The organism is Paraoerskovia marina, from assembly GCF_900105445.1.
GTDB classification, from domain to species: Bacteria; Actinomycetota; Actinomycetes; order Actinomycetales; family Cellulomonadaceae; genus Paraoerskovia; species Paraoerskovia marina.
In genome coordinates this window covers 173,642-189,599 of the sequence record NZ_LT629776.1, presented here as the reverse complement: position 1 = coordinate 189,599, position 15,958 = coordinate 173,642, and the positions used below count along the sequence as shown (strand labels likewise).

Here is a 15,958-nt window from a genome sequence, read left to right as displayed (position 1 = left end):
CCAGGTCGCACGTGCCTACCGTGAGGTGCCCCGCACGGGGCTGCCAGGCCGGCTGCTCCCTACCAGGAGGGCTGCCGGATTCCTCAACATGGAGGTACTGCTGTGCAGAGAAGATTCATCGGAGGCCTGATCGGGCTCTCCCTCGTGGGCACGTCTGCGCTAGCCGCAGGTGCCGCGTTCGGCGCTCCGGCCGCCGAACAGCCCGGCGTCTCCTCGCCGGACACCGCACCGCCGTCGGACGACCTGCCCAACCCGTTGGCGGAGAAGCGGAACGAGCTGCGGGAGACCGCCATCACGGGGGTGCTCGACGGCGAGCTCACTCCCGAGGTGGTCAACGGCAGCAAGGTGGTCAAGGTCGGTGAGTCCGTCGAGGGAGACGACTCGCTCGGCAAGGACGGGCCAAAGATCAGCCCGCAGGCCGCCGGCTCCGCCAAGGGCGAGGCCAAGGCCTCCGACAAGCAGAAGAAGCAGTCGCAGTACGTCGAGCTCGAGCGCGAGGCGACCGACCGGATCTTCGTGATCCTGGCCGAGTTCGGCGACGAGCGTCACCCCGACTACCCCGACCAGGACACGGACCCGACGACGCCCGGACCCCTGGTCTTCGACGGCCCCCAGGTCAACCAGATCCCCGAGCCGGACCGCTCGAAGGACAACTCGACGATCTGGCAGGAGGACTTCAGCCAGGAGCACTTCGACGACCTGTACTTCGGCGACGACGAGTCGCTGCGGACCTACTACGAGACCCAGTCCTCCGGGCGCTACAGCGTCGAGGGCACCGTGACGGACTGGGTGAAGGTCAAGTACAACGAGGCGCGCTACGGGCGCTCGAACGGCTTCCCGTGCGCCTCCACCACGTGCTCCAACGTCTGGGCCCTGGTCGACGACGCCGCGCAGCAGTGGGTGGCCGACCAGAAGGCGGCCGGGATGACCAACCGGCAGATCAAGAAGGAGATGCAGTCCTTCGACCAGTGGGACCGCTACGACTTTGACGGCGACGGCGACTTCAACGAGCCGGACGGCTACATCGACCACTTCCAGATCGTGCACGCCGGCGGCGACCAGGCCGACGGCGACCCGCAGCAGGGTGAGGACGCGATCTGGAGCCACCGCTGGTACGCCAACCAGGTGTTCAACGGGACGGTCGGCCCGGAGACGAACCCGCTCGGCGGGTTCCAGGTCGGCAAGACCGGGATCTACATCGGTGACTACACGATCCAGCCGGAGAACGGCGGACGGTCCGTGTTCTACCACGAGTACGGGCACGACCTCGGCCTGCCGGACGACTACAACGTCCTCTCCGGCGGCGACAACAACAACGAGCACTGGACCCTGATGGCTCAGAGCCGCCTCAACGACGAGGGTGAGGCCCTCGGCGAGCGTGGCGGCGACCTCGGGGCCTGGAACAAGCTCCAGCTCGGATGGCTCGACTACGAGGTCGTCCCGGCCGGGCAGAAGCGCAACCTCGTCCTCGGGCCGCAGGAGTACAACTCGAAGGACGCACAGGCGGCCGTCGTCGTCCTTCCGAAGAAGGAGATCACCGCCGAACTCGGTGCCCCGGCCTCCGGTGAGCAGCAGTTCTACAGCGACACTGGCGACGACCTCGACAACTCGATGAGTCGCGAGGTCACCGTGCCCGCCGACGACGCCACCCTGTCGTTCAAGGCGCGCTACGACATCGAGGTCGGGTACGACTACGCGTTCGTCGAGGTGAACGACGGCTCCGGCTTCGCGGCGGTCGACACCAGCATCTCCACCGACGCCACCACCAACGGCATCGACGGGACGAGCCAGGCGTGGACCGACGCGACGGCCGACCTCTCCGAGTACGCCGGCCAGACGGTCACGCTCCGCTTCCGGTACGTGACCGACGGTGCCGTCGCGGGCAACGGCGGCGACGTGCCGTCCGGCCTGTTCGTCGACGACATCACGCTGGGCGACCTCAGCGACGGTGCGGAGGACGGCCTCGCCGGCTGGGACTCCGACGGCTTCCTCGCCGTCGGGGCCGAGTCGACCGAGGACTTCTCGCACTACTACATCGCCGGGCAGCGGTCGTACACCTCGTACGACCAGTACCTCGAGACCGGGCCGTACTACTTCGGCTACACCGGGACCGACAAGCCCGACTTCGTCGACCACTACGCGTACCAGGAGGGTCTGCTGATCTCCTACTGGGACACGTCGTTCGCCGACAACGACACCTTCGCCCACCCGGGCCAGGGCCGAAACCTCATCATCGACGCGCACCCGCGCCCGATCTACCAGCTCACCACGGGTCAGCCGTGGCGGGCCCGCGTGCAGGTCTACGACGCTCCGTTCAGCAAGACGAAGGCGGACTCGTTCACCCTGCACCAGAACGGTGAGGCGAACTACATCCGCGGTCAGGCCGGCAACCCGGTCTTCGACGACACCGACAAGTACTTCTACGAGGAGCTGCCGAACCACGGCGTCAAGCTGCCCGGCGTCGGGGTCAAGATCAAGGTGCAGAACGAGAACGGATCGACGATGAAGATCAAGATCAGCTGATCCTCGTCACGTCGGCGGCGGCATCCCTCAGGGGGTGTCGCCGCCGTCGCGTGCGGCGCGCAGGACGGTGAGGTCAATGCGGTTCATCTGCATCATCGCCTCGGTGACCCGCGCGTTCGCGGCGGGGTCGGGGCCCGACATCAGCGAGTAGAGCTCCGTCGGGACCACCTGCCAGGACAGTCCGAACCGGTCCTTGAGCCACCCACACTGACTCTCCTGGCCGCCGTCGGCGGTGAGGACCTCCCAGTAGTGGTCGGCCTCCTCCTGCGAGTCGCACGGAAGGAGGAACGACACCGCCTCGGTGAACCGGAAGTGCGAACCACCGTTGATGCCGTTGAACGGGCGCCCCATGAGCGTGAAGTCCCCGGCGAGCACCGAACCGTCGGGGTTGCGGACGACGGGGCCCAGCTCGCTGTCGGGGAAGATCGAGGCGTAGAAGGCCGCCGCCTCCTCGAAGTCGTCATCGAACCACAGGCTGGGGGTGATGGTCTGCATCGTCGTCCTCGTCTCAGCCGGCCGGGGGCTGCCAGAGCTCGATCCGATTGCCCTCGGGGTCGGACACCCAGCCGAACCGCCCCACCCCGTCGAGATCCTGCACGTCCTCGTCCACCGCGGCGCCGTGGCGACGGAGCTGGGCGAGCATCGCGTCCAGGTCGCGGACCCGGAAGTTGACCATCGTCTGCTGCGCGGGGTCGCCGAAGTAGTCGGTGTCGGCCGCGAACGTCGCGAGCACGGTGGGCCCGGACTCCTGCTGCCAGAGCCCGTGGCCGTCGACGTCGACCCCGAGCACGTCGCGGTACCAGGCGATCAGCGCATCGGGGTCCGCAGCACGAAGGAAGTACCCGCCGAGGCCGAGGACGTGCTCCATCTCGTCAGGATCGCACCGGCCCCGGACGACCGCGCGCCGAACGCGGCGCGTCAGACCAGGCGCTGCTCGATCGTCGAGCGCTCTGACGAGTGCACGACGCGGGCGAGACTACCGTTGACCAGGGCCAGGTGCGGCGGGACGTGGCCGCAGTCGACCCCGCCGATCAGCGGGATGCCGAGGTCTCCGAGCGCGTGCCGTGCTGCGTCGTCGTGCGTGAGGTCAGGGAGCTCCTCGCCCCGCGTCGTGCCCAGGAGCACGGCGTTCGCGTGGTCGAACCACCCGGCGTACCGCAGGCCGAGGAGCATCCGGGAGACGTCGGACGCGTCCGACCGGGACGACTCGAGGTAGACGACGAGTCCCTCCGGCGCATGCTGCTCGGCAAAGGCAGAGACGTCCCCGAACGGCGTTCCCGTGAGGGGCGAGACGGTCTCCAGGCATCCGCCGACCAGGCGACCTTCGACGTCGACCTCGCCCGACCCGTCCAGCCGCCGCCAGCCACCCGGTGTCTCGAGCGTGTACTCGGCGACGGCCGGGTGGGTCGCGTAGTCGTCGAACCCGGAGAGGCGGTGGAACGGTGCCGACCCCTGAGTCAGCACCGAGCCGGCCGGGGCGGTCGCGACGTCGAGCCACGAGAGGAGCGGGCTCGGCACCCGGTAGGGGGTGTCCATGAGGTTCTGGCCGTAGAGCGTCGCCACCCCGGTGCGCAGCGTGAGCGGGAGGAGGATCGTCGAGACGTCGGAGTACCCGACCAGCCACGTCGGGTCGGCGGCGAGCGCGTCCCAGTCGAGTCGGGGCAGGAGGTCGATGGCCGTCGCGCCGCCCCACGGCGGGACGACGGCACGGACGTCACCGTTCGTCATGAGCGCGGTGAGCTCCTCGCCGCGCGCGTCCGCAGTGCCGCTCGTCAGGCCCGACCCGTCCATCAGGTCGCCGACGCGGACCGTGAAGCCTCGGTCCTCCACGGCGGTGACGGCCACCGCGAGCCGGGCTGAGAGCTCGTCCGGCACGCCCGCCGACGGTGAGGTGACGCCGACGGTGTCACCCGGTGCGAGCGGGCGCGGGTAGCGGATCATCGGTCAGCGGACTCCAGCGCTGCGAGCACCCGGCGGACGCTCGTGCCGAGCCCCCAGCGGTCGCTCAGGCGCTCCAGCGCCGCGGGGTCGGCGGGTGCGGCCGGCAGAGCGTCGTCGAGGTCGCCGACGGGAACGTCCCGGACGACCTGGACGACCGTCGGTGCCGCGTCGAGGTAGTCGGCGGTCTCCGTGAGACGGGTGCGCTGCGTGGCCGTCAGGCCCCGCTCCTCGGCGTCGTCCCGGGCGCGCAGGATCCCGTCGAGGTCACCGAACCGGTCGAGCAGCGTCGCCGCCGTCTTCTCGCCGATGCCGCGCACGCCGGGCAGGCCGTCCGACGGGTCCCCCCGCAGGGTCGCCATCTCCGCGTACGCCTGGCCGGTCGGCACGCCGTACTTCTCGGCCAACCGGGCCTGGTCGACCACCTCGAGGTTCTTGACGCCACGCGCCGGGTACAGGATGCGGACGGCCGCGTCGTCGTCGACCAGCTGGAACAGGTCCCGGTCCCCGGTGACGACGTCGACCGAAGTCCGCTCCGCCGTCGTGCGGTCGGAGCCTGCGGCGACCTCCCGGGCGACGAGCGTGCCGATGATGTCGTCGGCCTCGAAGCCCGGGCTGCCGACCCGCGGAATTCCGAGGGCGGCAAGCACCTCGGCGATCACGGGGATCTGCGGCGTCAGGGCGTCGGGGACCTCCTCGACGTCGCCGCCGTCCGCCCGCGCGCCGACGCCGCCCTCGGCCACGCGGTGCTCCTTGTACGAGCCGATGGCGGCGACCCGGAACGCCGGCCGCCACTCGTCGTCCCAGCACGCCACGAGGCGCGTCGGCTCGTGGTCCGTGACGAGCGTCGCGATCATGTCCAGCAGCCCGCGCACCGCGTTCACCGGCTCGCCCTGCGGCGATCGCAGGGAATCGGGCACGCCGTAGAACGCGCGGAAGTACAGGCTTGCGGTGTCCAGAAGCAGCAGGCGGCTCATCTGCCCACGGTAGCGGGTGGCGGCTCGACGATCCCAGGCACGAAGTGCTGGTCCTGCACGCGGTGACCGTCAATGCGTTCCAGTCGTACGCCCCCGGAGTGCGGCTCGACCGCACGCGTGAGGGGTATTGGCTCGGACCGGCTCGCCTCGCCCGTCCGACGGCGCGATAGATCCAGGACAGTGGTGCACGGGGATCACCTCACCAGAGGTGCTGATAGCAGTGTGGTAATCGGGGCGTCGTGAGCCTTCAGGTGTACCTACCGGGCGTGCTCGCGACGTGGTCCACGGACGAGGAGGAGGGCCGCCGCGCCGAGCGTCATGGTCGCCGCGACGACGTCGGGCAGCGCAGCGAGCGTCGCAGTGACCGGGTTTCCCGGGGCGGTCATCACGGGAAGTGTCGTCAGCCCGAGGGCAAGCACGATCAAGGGTGTGGCTCGCCCGAAGTGCGCGACGCCGACGAGAGCCATGCCGAGGAGGAGCAGGAACAGTGGGAGTGCGACCTGTTGGTCCACCGTGCCTCGCGTCGACGTGGCCAGGGCCGGATACATGCTGGCGCACGCGAGAACGAGCACCGCGCCGACGCCGAGGGCGTGCACCGTCCGCGCGCGGGGGAGCGTGCGGACGAGATCGGGGAACGTCTCGTGGAGCGGGGTCGTCGCGACCGCCGCCACGGCGATCGCGATCAGCAGCGGAGCGGGTAGTCGCTCCTGGAGGAGCGGGACAGTGACGAACGTCGTGCGGCTCAGCCATCCGGTGACCGCGAGCAGCGCAAGAACGGCCGACGTCGTCAGCCATCGTCCCGGGCGTAGTGCGATCATCGAGTCGCGTAGTCCCAGTCCGGCAGCGCGCTCGAGTCGCATGCACGCAACGCGTCGAGGGTCGAGACCGCGGCCACGGTGTCGGGGTCTGTCGGTGCGATGTCTTCCGACGTCGAGAGAGCCGCCACGAACCACAGGCTCAGGGCTGCCTGAGCATCCAGCAGCTCGACAGGCACGGCGTCGCCGTAGAACTCGGGACATGCAGCGGGCGTCGCGAGAGTGAGCCCACGATCCCACTCACTCATGTGGTCGCCCTGCAGGGTCGTCGGGTCGACGAAGAGGAGCCCACGGGTCTCGTCAGCCGGCATCGTCGGAGCGTCCAGCGCGTATTCATCGGGAAACGTGAACCCGGCCGCGGTCAGCCTCGAGCTCGCGTCCTCGAGGTCTCGCGACGCGACCTCCAGGACGGCCGAGGCGTCCGTCGGCCCGCAGGTCTCGGGGGACGTGCCGGTGCACACGACGTCCGTCGTCCCCGTCAGGGAATGTGTGCGCGGGTCGGAACCGACGAGCGCCACGAGCGACACGGCCAGCACGATGACCAGCGCGATCGGCAGCGCCTTGCCGGAGCTCGGTCGAAGTCCGAGCCGACCCAGCGCCGCAACGCTGCAGAGCACCATGAGCGAGAGGTTGACGGCGATTGTGGCAGCGACGACGGTCGGGTTGGGGACCATGCCATAGGTCGGGCCGGTCGCGCCCCCGACGCTCAGGATCCCCTGGAGCCCGAGCGGGAGCACGAGAATCGGCCCGACGTACACGAGTGCCGCAGCAGCGGGCCCCGCCAGCAGATGAGGAACGAGGGTGCCGACGAGGAGACCGACGGATGCCGCCGCCCCGAGGACCGCGACACCCAGTGCCACGTAGACGAGCCATGTCGTCATGAGCGGTGGAGCACCCGTCGCTGCCGCGCGAACGGAGGTCGTCGACATTCCCGCGAACCACGGGACCGCCGCGGCCACGGTGAGGACGACGACGAGCGCGACGACACTTCGGGCACCGCGTTGCGCGCTGGCGGTGAGGAGCCGAAGACCGGGCGTCAGGAAGCGATGGACGTCGAACGCGACCACACCCGCCAGGAGCGGCGAGAGGACGATCGACGTCCCGGCTCCCCAGCTGACGGCCCACTGGCCCTGCCACTGCCAACCGCTCCGGGAGACGATCACCGCGGCGACGATGACGCAGAGGCCGCCGAACAGCCATCCCGCCGAAGACCTCAGCGCCCAGGCGCGGATCGCGGTCACTGTCGGGGAGTCGTGTCGACGGAGGATGTCAGGACCGACAGGAAGCCCGCCTCGGCCCGGCGCTCGTCGACGCCGTCGGGTGCGAGATCCGCCAGGTCGGCAAGTCCGCCGGCGAAGATGATCGCACCGGCGTCGAGCACGAGGACGTTCTGAGCAAGGTCGGCGACGTCCTCCATGACGTGGCTGCTGAGCAGCACCGTCCCTTCCAGCTCCGCGAGAAGGCCCACCATCGCGCGTCGTTGTTGAGGATCCAGCCCTGTGCTGGGTTCGTCGAGGCAGAGATGCTCGGCCCCCGAGGCGATCGCCTGTGCGAGACACACCCGTCGGACCATTCCGCCCGAGAGTGTCTTGATCTTGGACGACGCACGATCGTCGAGCAGGACCCGTCGCAGGGCGTCCTTCGCGACGATCCGGGCGTGGCGCGCGCTCGCACCGCGCATCCACGTCAGGTACTCCACGACCTCGAGCGCAGTCATGTGCGGAGGGAAGGTGGCGCTCTGCGGCATGAGCGCCACCTTCCCCAGCGCCCGACGCCTGCTCGCGGAACTCCCGAAGACCTCCTCGTCGTCAATGCGGACGGACCCGCTGTCGGGGCGCAGGGCGCCGGCAAGAATCGACAGAAGAGTCGTCTTGCCGGCGCCGTTCACGCCGAGGAGCGCGGTCACGCCGGTGTTGATCGTGATCGAGATGTCGTTCAACACCGATCGCGCGCCATAGGCACGGTGCACCTGTTCTGCGACGAGCATGGGTCCTCCGAGGGTCCACCGGGAGCGTTTGTGCCGAGTCGCAGCCCATCCGCACGGAACCTTGGAGCAAAACAGCAGGTCACGGACCCGCACCCGGGTCGATACTGGCGGCATGGGGGCGATAGAGGCTGGATCCGCGCTCGGCGCGCGCGAATGGTGGGGCCGGGCGGCATGCGCCGGAGTCGACGTCGGGCTGTTCTTCCGCGACGCGCAGGCGAGCCGTGTTCAGGCGCTGGCGATCTGCGTCGTCTGTCCGGTCATCGAGGAGTGCCGGACGGTCGGGATGAGTGAGGTGCACGGCATCTGGGGCGGTCTCCTGCCGCACGAACGGGCGCGCGTCGACGCCGAGCGCCGCGCCGTCCGTCGCCGTTGGAGCAGCGAGGTCTCGACGCGGGACGCCTCTCTCTCGGCGCTCGATGACGCGGTGCGAGCCGCTGCGCTCTCGGAGTCCGTCGTCGCCCAGGCGGTCGCGACGGCGCGGGCCGCGGGGCATTCCTGGGAGGTCGTCGGACGTGCGTTCGGCCTGAGCCGGCAGGCCGCCCACAAGCGTTGGGCGTCGTCAACACGGGTTGACGGGGGGAGGGACTCCGGCTGAGGCCGACGCGGTCAGCGAAGCGGATGCCACCGGTTTCCCCAGCGGCGCGTGATGCGCGGCGGGGAGGTCTCGGCCAGGCCGTCGATGCGGTGGTAGACGTGCTGGCCGACACGGGCGGCGTCGACGTCGGTGTCGGCCATGAAGCGGACCGTGATGCGTGCCTGGCCGCGGACGACGCCGATCTCGTTCGCCTCGACGGTCGCGAGCTCGGCGACGGCGTCGGCCGCCGTGGGGAGCACGCGCGCCGGGTCGACGCCGCGCTCCAGGACGCCGACGGCGAGCACCACGCGGTAGGAGGGCATCAGAGTGCTCCGACGATCGCGAGCCCGACGGCGGCGGCCGCCACTGCGGCGACGAGCGTCCCGACGGCGTTGGCGACGGCCAGCGGGGCGCGGTCGGACTGGACGAGTCGCACCGTCTCGACCATCGCCGTCGAGAAGGTGGTGAAGCCGCCGCAGAATCCGGTGGCGGCGTACAGGTGCCAGGCATCGGCGCCGTCGTGGAAGAGCACGATCCCCATGAAGATCCCGATCAGGAAGGAGCCGGCGACGTTGACGGCGAACGTCGCCCAGGGGAAGGCGGTGCGCCGCCGGGCACGGATCACACCGTCGGTGACGAACCGGGCCGCCGCGCCGAGGCCGCCCGCGAGGCAGACGAGGACGAAGTTCATGCCGCGGCCTGCCGTCGTGCCGCCCACCAGATCCCGGCGAAGCAGGCGAGGAACCCGCCGAGGAGCGTGACCGCGGCGTACGCCGTCGCGACGCCGGCCGTGCCGCCGGAGACGAGGCGCTCGATCTCGAACGCGAGGCTCGAGAACGTGGTGAACCCACCGAGCACGCCCGTGCCGAGCCCGAGCCGCAGCCGCCGCAGCCCGGTCGTCTCCGGACCGCGGCGCACGAGCGCCTCGGTCAGCAGTCCGAGAAGGAACGCGCCGAGGAGGTTCGCCGTCAGGGTCGCGATCGGCCAGCCACCCACCACGGGGAGGGCGAGCGCCAGGCCGTACCGGCCGGCGGTCCCGACGGCACCGCCGAGCGCGACGAGCGCGATCAACGAGCCGGTGGCGTACGGGGGGCGGGGGGAGGACGCCGTGCTCACGGGCTCTCGGCGCGCTTGTCGTGGTGGAGGTTCGGGAGCACGACGACGGGGCGGTGCTGCGAGTGCGACAGCCGCCCGCCCAGGGCGTGCCCGACGACGGTCTCGGCCCAGCGGCCGAGTCCGGCCCGGTGCGTGCCGACGACGATCAGCGTGGCGTCGAGCCGCTCCGCGACGGCCGCAAGACGGTCCGCGACGTCCCCGGCCGTCGTCTCCAGCGTCCACGGCACGGCGAGAGGGGTGAGCTCGTCGGACAGCTCCTGTCGCAGGGACGCGACCGCGCTCGCCGTGTCGGCGGCACCGTCGGGGTCGATCGGCACGACCTCGGTCCTGCCGCCCTCGTGGACCAGCGCCTGTGCCGGGTCCACCCAGACGGCCACCAGGTCGACGCCCAGCCGTGCGGCGAGCTGCCCGGCCCGGCGGGCGACGTCCTCGCTCAGCCCAGGATGCACGCCCACGACGACGGGGCCGTCGCCAGGACTGCCGGGTGCGGGGGTGGTCGTCATGACGTCACGCTATCGCCGCGTACCGACCTGCGCGTTGCTGGACAGCCGCCCGCGGCGCTCGGCCTCGCGGGGGATCTCGAACCACACCTGCTTGCCGTTCTCGTGGAGGTCCACGCCCCACGACGTCGCGAACCGGTCGACGAGCTGCATGCCGCGCCCCCCGGCGTCGTACAGCCCGGGTTCGCGGATCACGGGGTTGTCGGTCGAGCTGTCCTCGACCTCGAGGCGGATCATGTGGTCGTCGATCCGGATGCGCAGGTGCACGGGGGGCGACCCGTGCTGCAGGGCGTTGGTCACGACCTCGCTGGTCAGGAGCATGACGTCGCGGCGTCGGCTGTGCGGGACCTCGCAGCTGTCGAGCAGGTCGTCCACCCATCGGCGCGCACGCCCGGCGGAGTCGAGACGGTCGGGCAGGTCCCGCTCGGCGCGGAGGGGGCGTGCGTCCGTCGCCGAGGGCGAGGCGATGCCGTGCCGCACGCGCACGGCGAGGACCGCGACGTCGTCCTGCTGGTGGGACAGGACCTGGCGCACGAGCGACGACGGCAGCCCGCCGGTCGGCCCGTCGCCGTAGGCGTGGAGCGCGTCGAGCACCGAACCGAAGTCCATGCCGGTGGTCGCGGTCCGCTGCTCGACGAGTCCGTCGGTGTAGAGCAGGAGGGTGTCGCCCGGGTCGAGGTGCGCCGTGTGGTCGACCCGCCGCGACTCCGGCCGGATGCCCAGCATCATGTCCGACTGCCCGGACAGGAGCTCCGCGGCATCCTCCCCGCGGCGCACGAGCGGCGGGAGGTGGCCGGCGCTCGACCACGTGAGCTCGTACCCCTCCTGCCCCGGGCGCCGCTCGAGCCGGGCGACGATCGCGGTGCCCGTCGCGCCGAGGCCGAGGCCGGCGTTCGCCCGGTCCAGGAGACCGAGAAGGATCGCGGGCGACTCGTCCTGGCTCCACGCGAACGTCCGGAGCATCGAGCGCAGCTGACCCATCAGCGCGGCGGCGTGCATGTCGTGGCCGGTGACGTCGCCGATCATCAGCACGACGGTGTTCTCGTCGAGCACGACGGCGTCGTACCAGTCGCCCCCGACCTGGTCGAACTGCTTGGCCGGGGCGTACGTCGACGCCAGCTCGAGCCCGCGCACCGCCGGCAGGTCCGTGAGCATCGCGCTCTGGAGGGTCTTGGCGACCTCCCGCCGGTCCTCGACGATCCGCACGCGCTCGAGCGCCTGGGAGGTGTACCGACCGAGCGCCTCGGTGATCTCCTCCTCGTGGTGGTCCGGCGCGTGCGGCCCGTCCCACACGAGCGTGATCACCCCCGCGAGCCGGCGCCGGGTGACGAGCGGGATCAGCACCCGAGCTCCCGTCGCCAGGTCGACGGCCTCGTCGGGGAACTCGGCCATCACCTCGGCCGGGCTCGCGAAGAACCTGCGGATGCGGGTGCGGCAGACCGCGGCGCAGGGGGTGTCGCTGTCGAGCGGTGTGACGGTGCCGGCGCCGGCCTCGTCGGGCGGCACGAACCGGTTCGAGACCCGCGTGAGACTGCGCCCGTCGTGGTCCGCCAGCGCGAGGCGGGTCCACCGGGCACCGAGTCCGGCGCTCGCGACCCGCGCCAGGGTCTCCTCGACGTCGGCGACGGACTGGGCGTCCGAGAACGCCTCGCTCAGCATCAGCAGAGCCCGGCTGTGCCGGTTGGCGCGGACCGCGACGTGCTGGATCCGACGGGCGCGCTCCCGCTCGGCGCGAAGCCGAACCTCCGCGGAGCAGGCCGCGGCGACGTCGGCCAGGACGGCGAGATCCGTCTCGGACCATTCCCGCGGGACCGACGAGTACGCGCAGAGCGCGCCGACCGCACGGTCGCGCATGTCGCGGACCGGGAACCCCGCGAAGGCGACGATGCCGTACTCGGCGAGCACCTCGGCGTCCCCGGCTGGCATCGCCGCACCCAGGTCCGCGACGACGTACGGGGTGTCCGTCTCGACGACGACGTGGCACATGGACCTGTCCAGCGGGATCCTGCGCGCGGTCTGGGCGGGCTCGGGCAGACCGTCGGCACCGGGCAGCACCTGGTGGTCCGGCAGGAGGATGCTGACCGCGGCACCCGTGACGTCGAGCTCGCGGCGGACGAGCGACGCGAGCCGGTCGAACGACGGGTCGGGTATGGCGTCGCCGAGTCCTGCCTCGACGAGCTCGCGCACCGATTCCGTCGTGCCCATCGACCCAGTATCGCCACGATCCGGCACGAATGCCGGTAATCCCGCCGATCGGGATATGGCGCGTTGTAATTTCACCCCCCGTTGCGTGGCGTAGGTCACAGTCGCACACTGAGAGGGACCTGACTGCCCATCGAGGGGGTGTTCCCTGTGAACACTGCTGGAACCTACGACTCGCTTCCCCTGCTCGGCCGCGGGCGCCATCGAAACCCGCGCCGGGGCGCGTGCTTCATGGAGCTCGCGTCCTACCTGGCGGGGGAGAAGTGGTCCGACCACCCCGCCTGCACGCACCCGACGCTCGCGCTGATGGCCCGCGCGATCAACGACCTGACCACCAACGCCGCCCGGCCCCGACTCGCCGTCCTGGTGCCGTCGGTGATCGGTCTCAACAGCACCGACCCGTCGTGGACCGTCCGGATCGCGCTCCGCGCGGCGACGACGGCGATGCCCATCGCCGCCGACGACCGTCAGCAGACCCTGGCCGTGGCCATCGTCGGCGCAGAGCGGATGCTCGACGACCTGGAGGGGCGCCCGGCCGGGACGCTCACCCCGCGGTCCGTCGAGGCGCTCGACGCCGCGCCCCGCACGGCGGCGTGGGCCCGAGAGTTCGCCGGCGACGCGCGGATCCGCAGGGCGCGGTTCCTGCGTGACGCCGCCCCCAGCATCGTGGCGGTCTCCGTCCAGGCGATCGCCGAGTCGGCGACCTTCGACGCCGACCAGGTGATGCACGACCTGCTCTCCGACACGATCGACGAGTGCCGGGTGTGGGACGGGTCGGCAGATCTGCCCGTGCCGAGCCTGGTCCCCGAGGACTGGGTCGAGCGCGTCCGTCCGGCAGGCCCGACCAGCGCGGCCTAGTTCGCGCGGGCCATCAGGTCGTCCCGCAGCACGCGGCGCAGCACCTTGCCGATCTGCGAGCGAGGCAGCTCGGGCACGATCACGATCTCCCGCGGCAGGGCGTAGCGGGCGAGCACCGCCTCGCAGTGTGCCCGGATGGCCTCGAGCGTCGGCAGCGTGCCGCCGTCGACGACGAGCGCTGCGGCGACGTGCTCGCCGGACCGTTGGTCGGGCAGGCCGACGACGGCGGCCTCCCGCACGCCCGGGAACGCACGGAGCACGTCCTCGACCTGGGACGGGAAGACCTTGAAGCCGTTGGTCACGATCATCTCCTTGACCCGGTCGACGAGCGTCACGACCCCCTCGGGGCTCATGGTCACCACGTCGCCCGTGCGGATCCAGCCGTCGGAGGTCAGCACCTGCGCGGTCTCCTCCGGGTTCTCCCAGTAGCCCGCGAAGACCTGGGGGCCGCGGACGAGGAGCTCGCCGCGTCGGACGCCGGTCTCGTCCGGTGCGACCTCGTCGTCCGTGCCGGCGGCACCCTGCGGGACGATCCGGATCTCGGTCGACGGGAAGGGCAGCCCGAGCGTGCCGGGCCGGCGCTCGGCGGAGCAGGGGTTGCCGATGCTGATCGGGGAGGTCTCCGTCATCCCGTACCCCTCGATCAGCAGGCCGCCGGTGGCCGACTCCCAGCGGGCCGCCGTCGTGGGGGAGATCGGCATCGCGCCACCGATCGAGATGCGGGCGGTGGAGAAGAACGGCGTCCCGTCGGCGCGGGGCGGCTGCTGCTCGGCGGCCGTCGCGAGGCGGTCGAACATCGTCGCGACGCCGGGGACGAACGTCGCGGGACGGCGTCGCTGCGCGTCGACGACCGCGTCGACGTCGAAGGTCGGGAAGATGACGAGCGTCGCACCGATCCGGGCCGTGAGCGTCAGGCACAGGGTCAGGCCGAACGCGTGGAAGAACGGGAGCGCGCCGTAGACGACCTCGGCCCCCGGGGCGAAGCCCGCCCAGGCGATGCCCTGCGTCGAGTTGGCGACCAGGTTGCGGTGCGTCAGCTCGGCGGCCTTCGGGGTGCCGGTGGTGCCACCCGTGAAGAGCAGGAGGGCGGTGTCCGACGCCGCGGGCCGGGGGTGGTCGGCCGGGAGCGGGGCGGCCGCGCGGGTCAGCGTCTCCCACCGCGGCGTCCCGGCCGGCACGGTGGCCTGCATCGCGGCACGGAGCCTGCGCGCACGGGCGACGGGCAGGCGTAGCGCGAGGCGCTTGGCGAGCGGAAGGTCCTGGGCCATGTCGACGGCCACGACGTGGGCGACGTCCGTCCGGTGCCGGACCCCCAGGACCGCGTCGAGCGCGACGGTCCACACGAGCGCCACGGTGGAACCGGTCGTGACCATCTGGTCGCCGAGCTGCTCGGCCGTGTGCGTCGGGTTGTGCTCGACCGCGACCGCTCCGACGCGAAGCGTGGCGTAGAACGCGACGACGTGCGCCGTGCAGTTCGGCAGGACGAGGGAGACACGGTCCCCGGGCCGCACGCCGAGCTCCAGGAGGGCGCTCGCGGCGCGGTCGACGGCGGCGTCGAGCTCGGCGTAGGTCGTCGCCTTCCCGAAGAAGTCGAGGGCGACGTGCTCGGGCCAGCGAGCCGCGGCGTCGCGCAGGCCCGCGTGGACGTCCTCGTCCGGCACCTCGACCTCCGCGGGGACTCCGGCGGGGTAGTGCGCGAGCCAGGGGCGGTCCGGTGAAGTGGTCACTACGCTACCGTAACCTACGGTTGCGTAGGTTCGGTGCAGGCCCGCCCGCGGGCGGGCCCGGGGCCGTCACCGCATCCGGCTGAACGCCTCCGCGTCCTTGACCTGTCCGGCGACGATAATCGTGTCGTCGGCCTCGAGGCACGTGTCGTTGCTGGCGTAGCTCCACGACCTGCCCTGCGGGCGCCGCGCGACCACGGTCACGCGGTGCCGGGAACGGATGTCGGTCTGCGCGATCGGCGTCCCGACGTACCGTGCGGGCGGCGTCGTCTTGACCATCGCGAACCCGTCCTCGAACTCGACGTAGTCCTGCACCGATCCGCGCACCAGGTGTGCGACCCGCTTGCCCATGTCGTGCTCCGGGTAGACCACGTGCGGCACGCCCAGCTGGTCGAGGATCTGGCCGTGCTCGTCGCTGATCGCCTTGGCCCACACCTCGATCCCGCCGTAGCGCAGCAGGAGCGACGTGGTCAGGATCGACGACTCCAGGTGCGACCCGATGCCGACCACCGCGCGGTCGTACTCGGGCACGCCGAGCTGACGCAGCGCCTCGTCCTTGGTCGAGTCGGCGCGCACGACGTGGGTCAGGTGCCCGTCGAGCGCCTGGACCACGTCCTCGCGGGCGTCGATCCCCAGCACCTCGATGCCGGACTTCATCAGCTCGAGCGCGAGGGAGCGGCCGAACCGGCCGAGCCCGATGACGACGACCGAGTCGGCGTCCGCGAGGCTCTGCGGCACGCGCTG

Annotated in this window: 17 protein-coding genes; 3 read left to right on the top strand and 14 right to left on the bottom strand. The window is 71.5% G+C overall.

Going from position 1 to position 15,958, the window contains the following annotated elements; translation table 11 throughout:
- Positions 1 to 102: 102 nt before the first annotated feature.
- Complete coding sequence (locus BLU20_RS00875; RefSeq protein ID WP_083371227.1) at positions 103 to 2,523, top strand: immune inhibitor A domain-containing protein; 2,421 nt, start codon at positions 103 to 105, stop codon at positions 2,521 to 2,523.
- Positions 2,524 to 2,550: 27 nt separating this feature from the next.
- Here BLU20_RS00875 and BLU20_RS00870 read toward each other — a convergent pair whose 3' ends face one another.
- The 7 genes from BLU20_RS00870 to BLU20_RS00840 all read right to left on the bottom strand — a co-directional run bounded on the left by BLU20_RS00870 (position 2,551) and on the right by BLU20_RS00840 (position 8,240).
- Entirely contained in the window at positions 2,551 to 3,018 is a 468-nt protein-coding gene (locus BLU20_RS00870; protein WP_083371226.1) for a VOC family protein, read from the bottom strand.
- A gap of 13 nt (positions 3,019 to 3,031) precedes the next feature.
- Positions 3,032 to 3,391 (bottom strand): VOC family protein, encoded by a 360-nt coding sequence (locus BLU20_RS00865; protein WP_083371225.1) that lies wholly within the window; start codon positions 3,389 to 3,391, stop codon positions 3,032 to 3,034.
- 50 nt (positions 3,392 to 3,441) lie between these two features.
- Positions 3,442 to 4,464 (bottom strand): S66 family peptidase, encoded by a 1,023-nt coding sequence (locus BLU20_RS00860; protein WP_083371224.1) that lies wholly within the window; start codon positions 4,462 to 4,464, stop codon positions 3,442 to 3,444.
- A complete protein-coding gene (locus BLU20_RS00855; protein ID WP_083371223.1) occupies positions 4,461 to 5,438 on the bottom strand; it encodes a 5'-3' exonuclease in 978 nt (325 codons plus the stop codon). The genes BLU20_RS00860 and BLU20_RS00855 overlap by 4 nt, the downstream gene beginning before the upstream one ends.
- Before the next feature lie 257 nt (positions 5,439 to 5,695).
- On the bottom strand, positions 5,696 to 6,256 hold the full coding sequence (locus BLU20_RS00850; protein ID WP_083371222.1) for a hypothetical protein: 561 nt from the start codon (positions 6,254 to 6,256) through the stop codon (positions 5,696 to 5,698).
- Positions 6,253 to 7,494, bottom strand: coding sequence for a hypothetical protein (locus BLU20_RS00845; RefSeq protein ID WP_083371221.1), 1,242 nt, complete (start codon positions 7,492 to 7,494; stop codon positions 6,253 to 6,255). The genes BLU20_RS00850 and BLU20_RS00845 overlap by 4 nt, the downstream gene beginning before the upstream one ends.
- The gene (locus tag BLU20_RS00840) at positions 7,491 to 8,240 is read right to left on the bottom strand and encodes an ABC transporter ATP-binding protein (protein ID WP_172828967.1); all 750 of its coding nucleotides are present in this window, start codon (positions 8,238 to 8,240) and stop codon (positions 7,491 to 7,493) included. Before BLU20_RS00840 ends, BLU20_RS00845 begins: the two co-directional genes overlap by 4 nt.
- A 112-nt stretch (positions 8,241 to 8,352) precedes the next feature.
- On the opposite strand from BLU20_RS00840, the gene BLU20_RS13975 reads away from it, so the two are divergent.
- Positions 8,353 to 8,835, top strand: coding sequence for a WhiB family transcriptional regulator (locus tag BLU20_RS13975; RefSeq protein ID WP_083371219.1), 483 nt, complete (start codon positions 8,353 to 8,355; stop codon positions 8,833 to 8,835).
- A gap of 11 nt (positions 8,836 to 8,846) precedes the next feature.
- Here BLU20_RS13975 and BLU20_RS00830 read toward each other — a convergent pair whose 3' ends face one another.
- The 5 genes from BLU20_RS00830 to BLU20_RS00810 are packed head-to-tail and all read right to left on the bottom strand — an operon-like array spanning position 8,847 to position 12,635.
- Positions 8,847 to 9,137: a hypothetical protein gene (locus tag BLU20_RS00830; RefSeq protein ID WP_029251765.1), complete on the bottom strand. Its 291-nt coding sequence runs from the start codon at positions 9,135 to 9,137 to the stop codon at positions 8,847 to 8,849.
- A complete protein-coding gene (crcB, locus tag BLU20_RS00825) occupies positions 9,137 to 9,505 on the bottom strand; it encodes a fluoride efflux transporter CrcB (RefSeq protein ID WP_083371218.1) in 369 nt (122 codons plus the stop codon). Before crcB ends, BLU20_RS00830 begins: the two co-directional genes overlap by 1 nt.
- Positions 9,502 to 9,930 (bottom strand): fluoride efflux transporter FluC, encoded by a 429-nt coding sequence (locus BLU20_RS00820; RefSeq protein ID WP_083371217.1) that lies wholly within the window; start codon positions 9,928 to 9,930, stop codon positions 9,502 to 9,504. Before BLU20_RS00820 ends, crcB begins: the two co-directional genes overlap by 4 nt.
- Positions 9,927 to 10,433: a universal stress protein gene (locus tag BLU20_RS00815; RefSeq protein WP_083371216.1), complete on the bottom strand. Its 507-nt coding sequence runs from the start codon at positions 10,431 to 10,433 to the stop codon at positions 9,927 to 9,929. The genes BLU20_RS00820 and BLU20_RS00815 overlap by 4 nt, the downstream gene beginning before the upstream one ends.
- Before the next feature lie 9 nt (positions 10,434 to 10,442).
- Entirely contained in the window at positions 10,443 to 12,635 is a 2,193-nt protein-coding gene (locus tag BLU20_RS00810) for a SpoIIE family protein phosphatase (RefSeq protein WP_172828966.1), read from the bottom strand.
- Between the two features lie 147 nt (positions 12,636 to 12,782).
- Here BLU20_RS00810 and BLU20_RS00805 point away from each other — a divergent pair, with 147 nt between their 5' ends.
- Entirely contained in the window at positions 12,783 to 13,490 is a 708-nt protein-coding gene (locus BLU20_RS00805) for a hypothetical protein (RefSeq protein WP_231959247.1), read from the top strand.
- Here the strand turns inward: BLU20_RS00805 and BLU20_RS00800 are convergent.
- Both BLU20_RS00800 and BLU20_RS00795 read right to left on the bottom strand, forming a co-directional pair.
- A complete protein-coding gene (locus tag BLU20_RS00800) occupies positions 13,487 to 15,217 on the bottom strand; it encodes an AMP-binding protein (protein WP_083371214.1) in 1,731 nt (576 codons plus the stop codon). The genes BLU20_RS00805 and BLU20_RS00800 overlap by 4 nt on opposite strands.
- 66 nt (positions 15,218 to 15,283) lie before the next feature.
- Complete coding sequence (locus BLU20_RS00795) at positions 15,284 to 15,952, bottom strand: potassium channel family protein (protein WP_157270211.1); 669 nt, start codon at positions 15,950 to 15,952, stop codon at positions 15,284 to 15,286.
- Positions 15,953 to 15,958: the final 6 nt, after the last annotated feature.

Excerpts from the sequence above, each read along its gene's own strand:
- BLU20_RS00865 (WP_083371225.1), bottom strand. The coding sequence starts at position 3,391 with ATGGAGCACGTCCTCGGCCTCGGCGGGTACTTCCTTCGTGCTGCGGAC.
- BLU20_RS00860 (WP_083371224.1), bottom strand. The coding sequence starts at position 4,464 with ATGATCCGCTACCCGCGCCCGCTCGCACCGGGTGACACCGTCGGCGTC.
- BLU20_RS00855 (WP_083371223.1), bottom strand. The coding sequence starts at position 5,438 with ATGAGCCGCCTGCTGCTTCTGGACACCGCAAGCCTGTACTTCCGCGCG.
- BLU20_RS00850 (WP_083371222.1), bottom strand. The coding sequence starts at position 6,256 with ATGATCGCACTACGCCCGGGACGATGGCTGACGACGTCGGCCGTTCTT.
- BLU20_RS00815 (WP_083371216.1), bottom strand. The coding sequence starts at position 10,433 with ATGACGACCACCCCCGCACCCGGCAGTCCTGGCGACGGCCCCGTCGTC.
- BLU20_RS00870 (WP_083371226.1), bottom strand. The coding sequence starts at position 3,018 with ATGCAGACCATCACCCCCAGCCTGTGGTTCGATGACGACTTCGAGGAG.
- BLU20_RS00840 (WP_172828967.1), bottom strand. The coding sequence starts at position 8,240 with ATGCTCGTCGCAGAACAGGTGCACCGTGCCTATGGCGCGCGATCGGTG.
- crcB (WP_083371218.1), bottom strand. The coding sequence starts at position 9,505 with ATGAACTTCGTCCTCGTCTGCCTCGCGGGCGGCCTCGGCGCGGCGGCC.
- BLU20_RS00810 (WP_172828966.1), bottom strand. The coding sequence starts at position 12,635 with ATGGGCACGACGGAATCGGTGCGCGAGCTCGTCGAGGCAGGACTCGGC.
- BLU20_RS13975 (WP_083371219.1), top strand. The coding sequence starts at position 8,353 with ATGGGGGCGATAGAGGCTGGATCCGCGCTCGGCGCGCGCGAATGGTGG.
- BLU20_RS00830 (WP_029251765.1), bottom strand. The coding sequence starts at position 9,137 with ATGCCCTCCTACCGCGTGGTGCTCGCCGTCGGCGTCCTGGAGCGCGGC.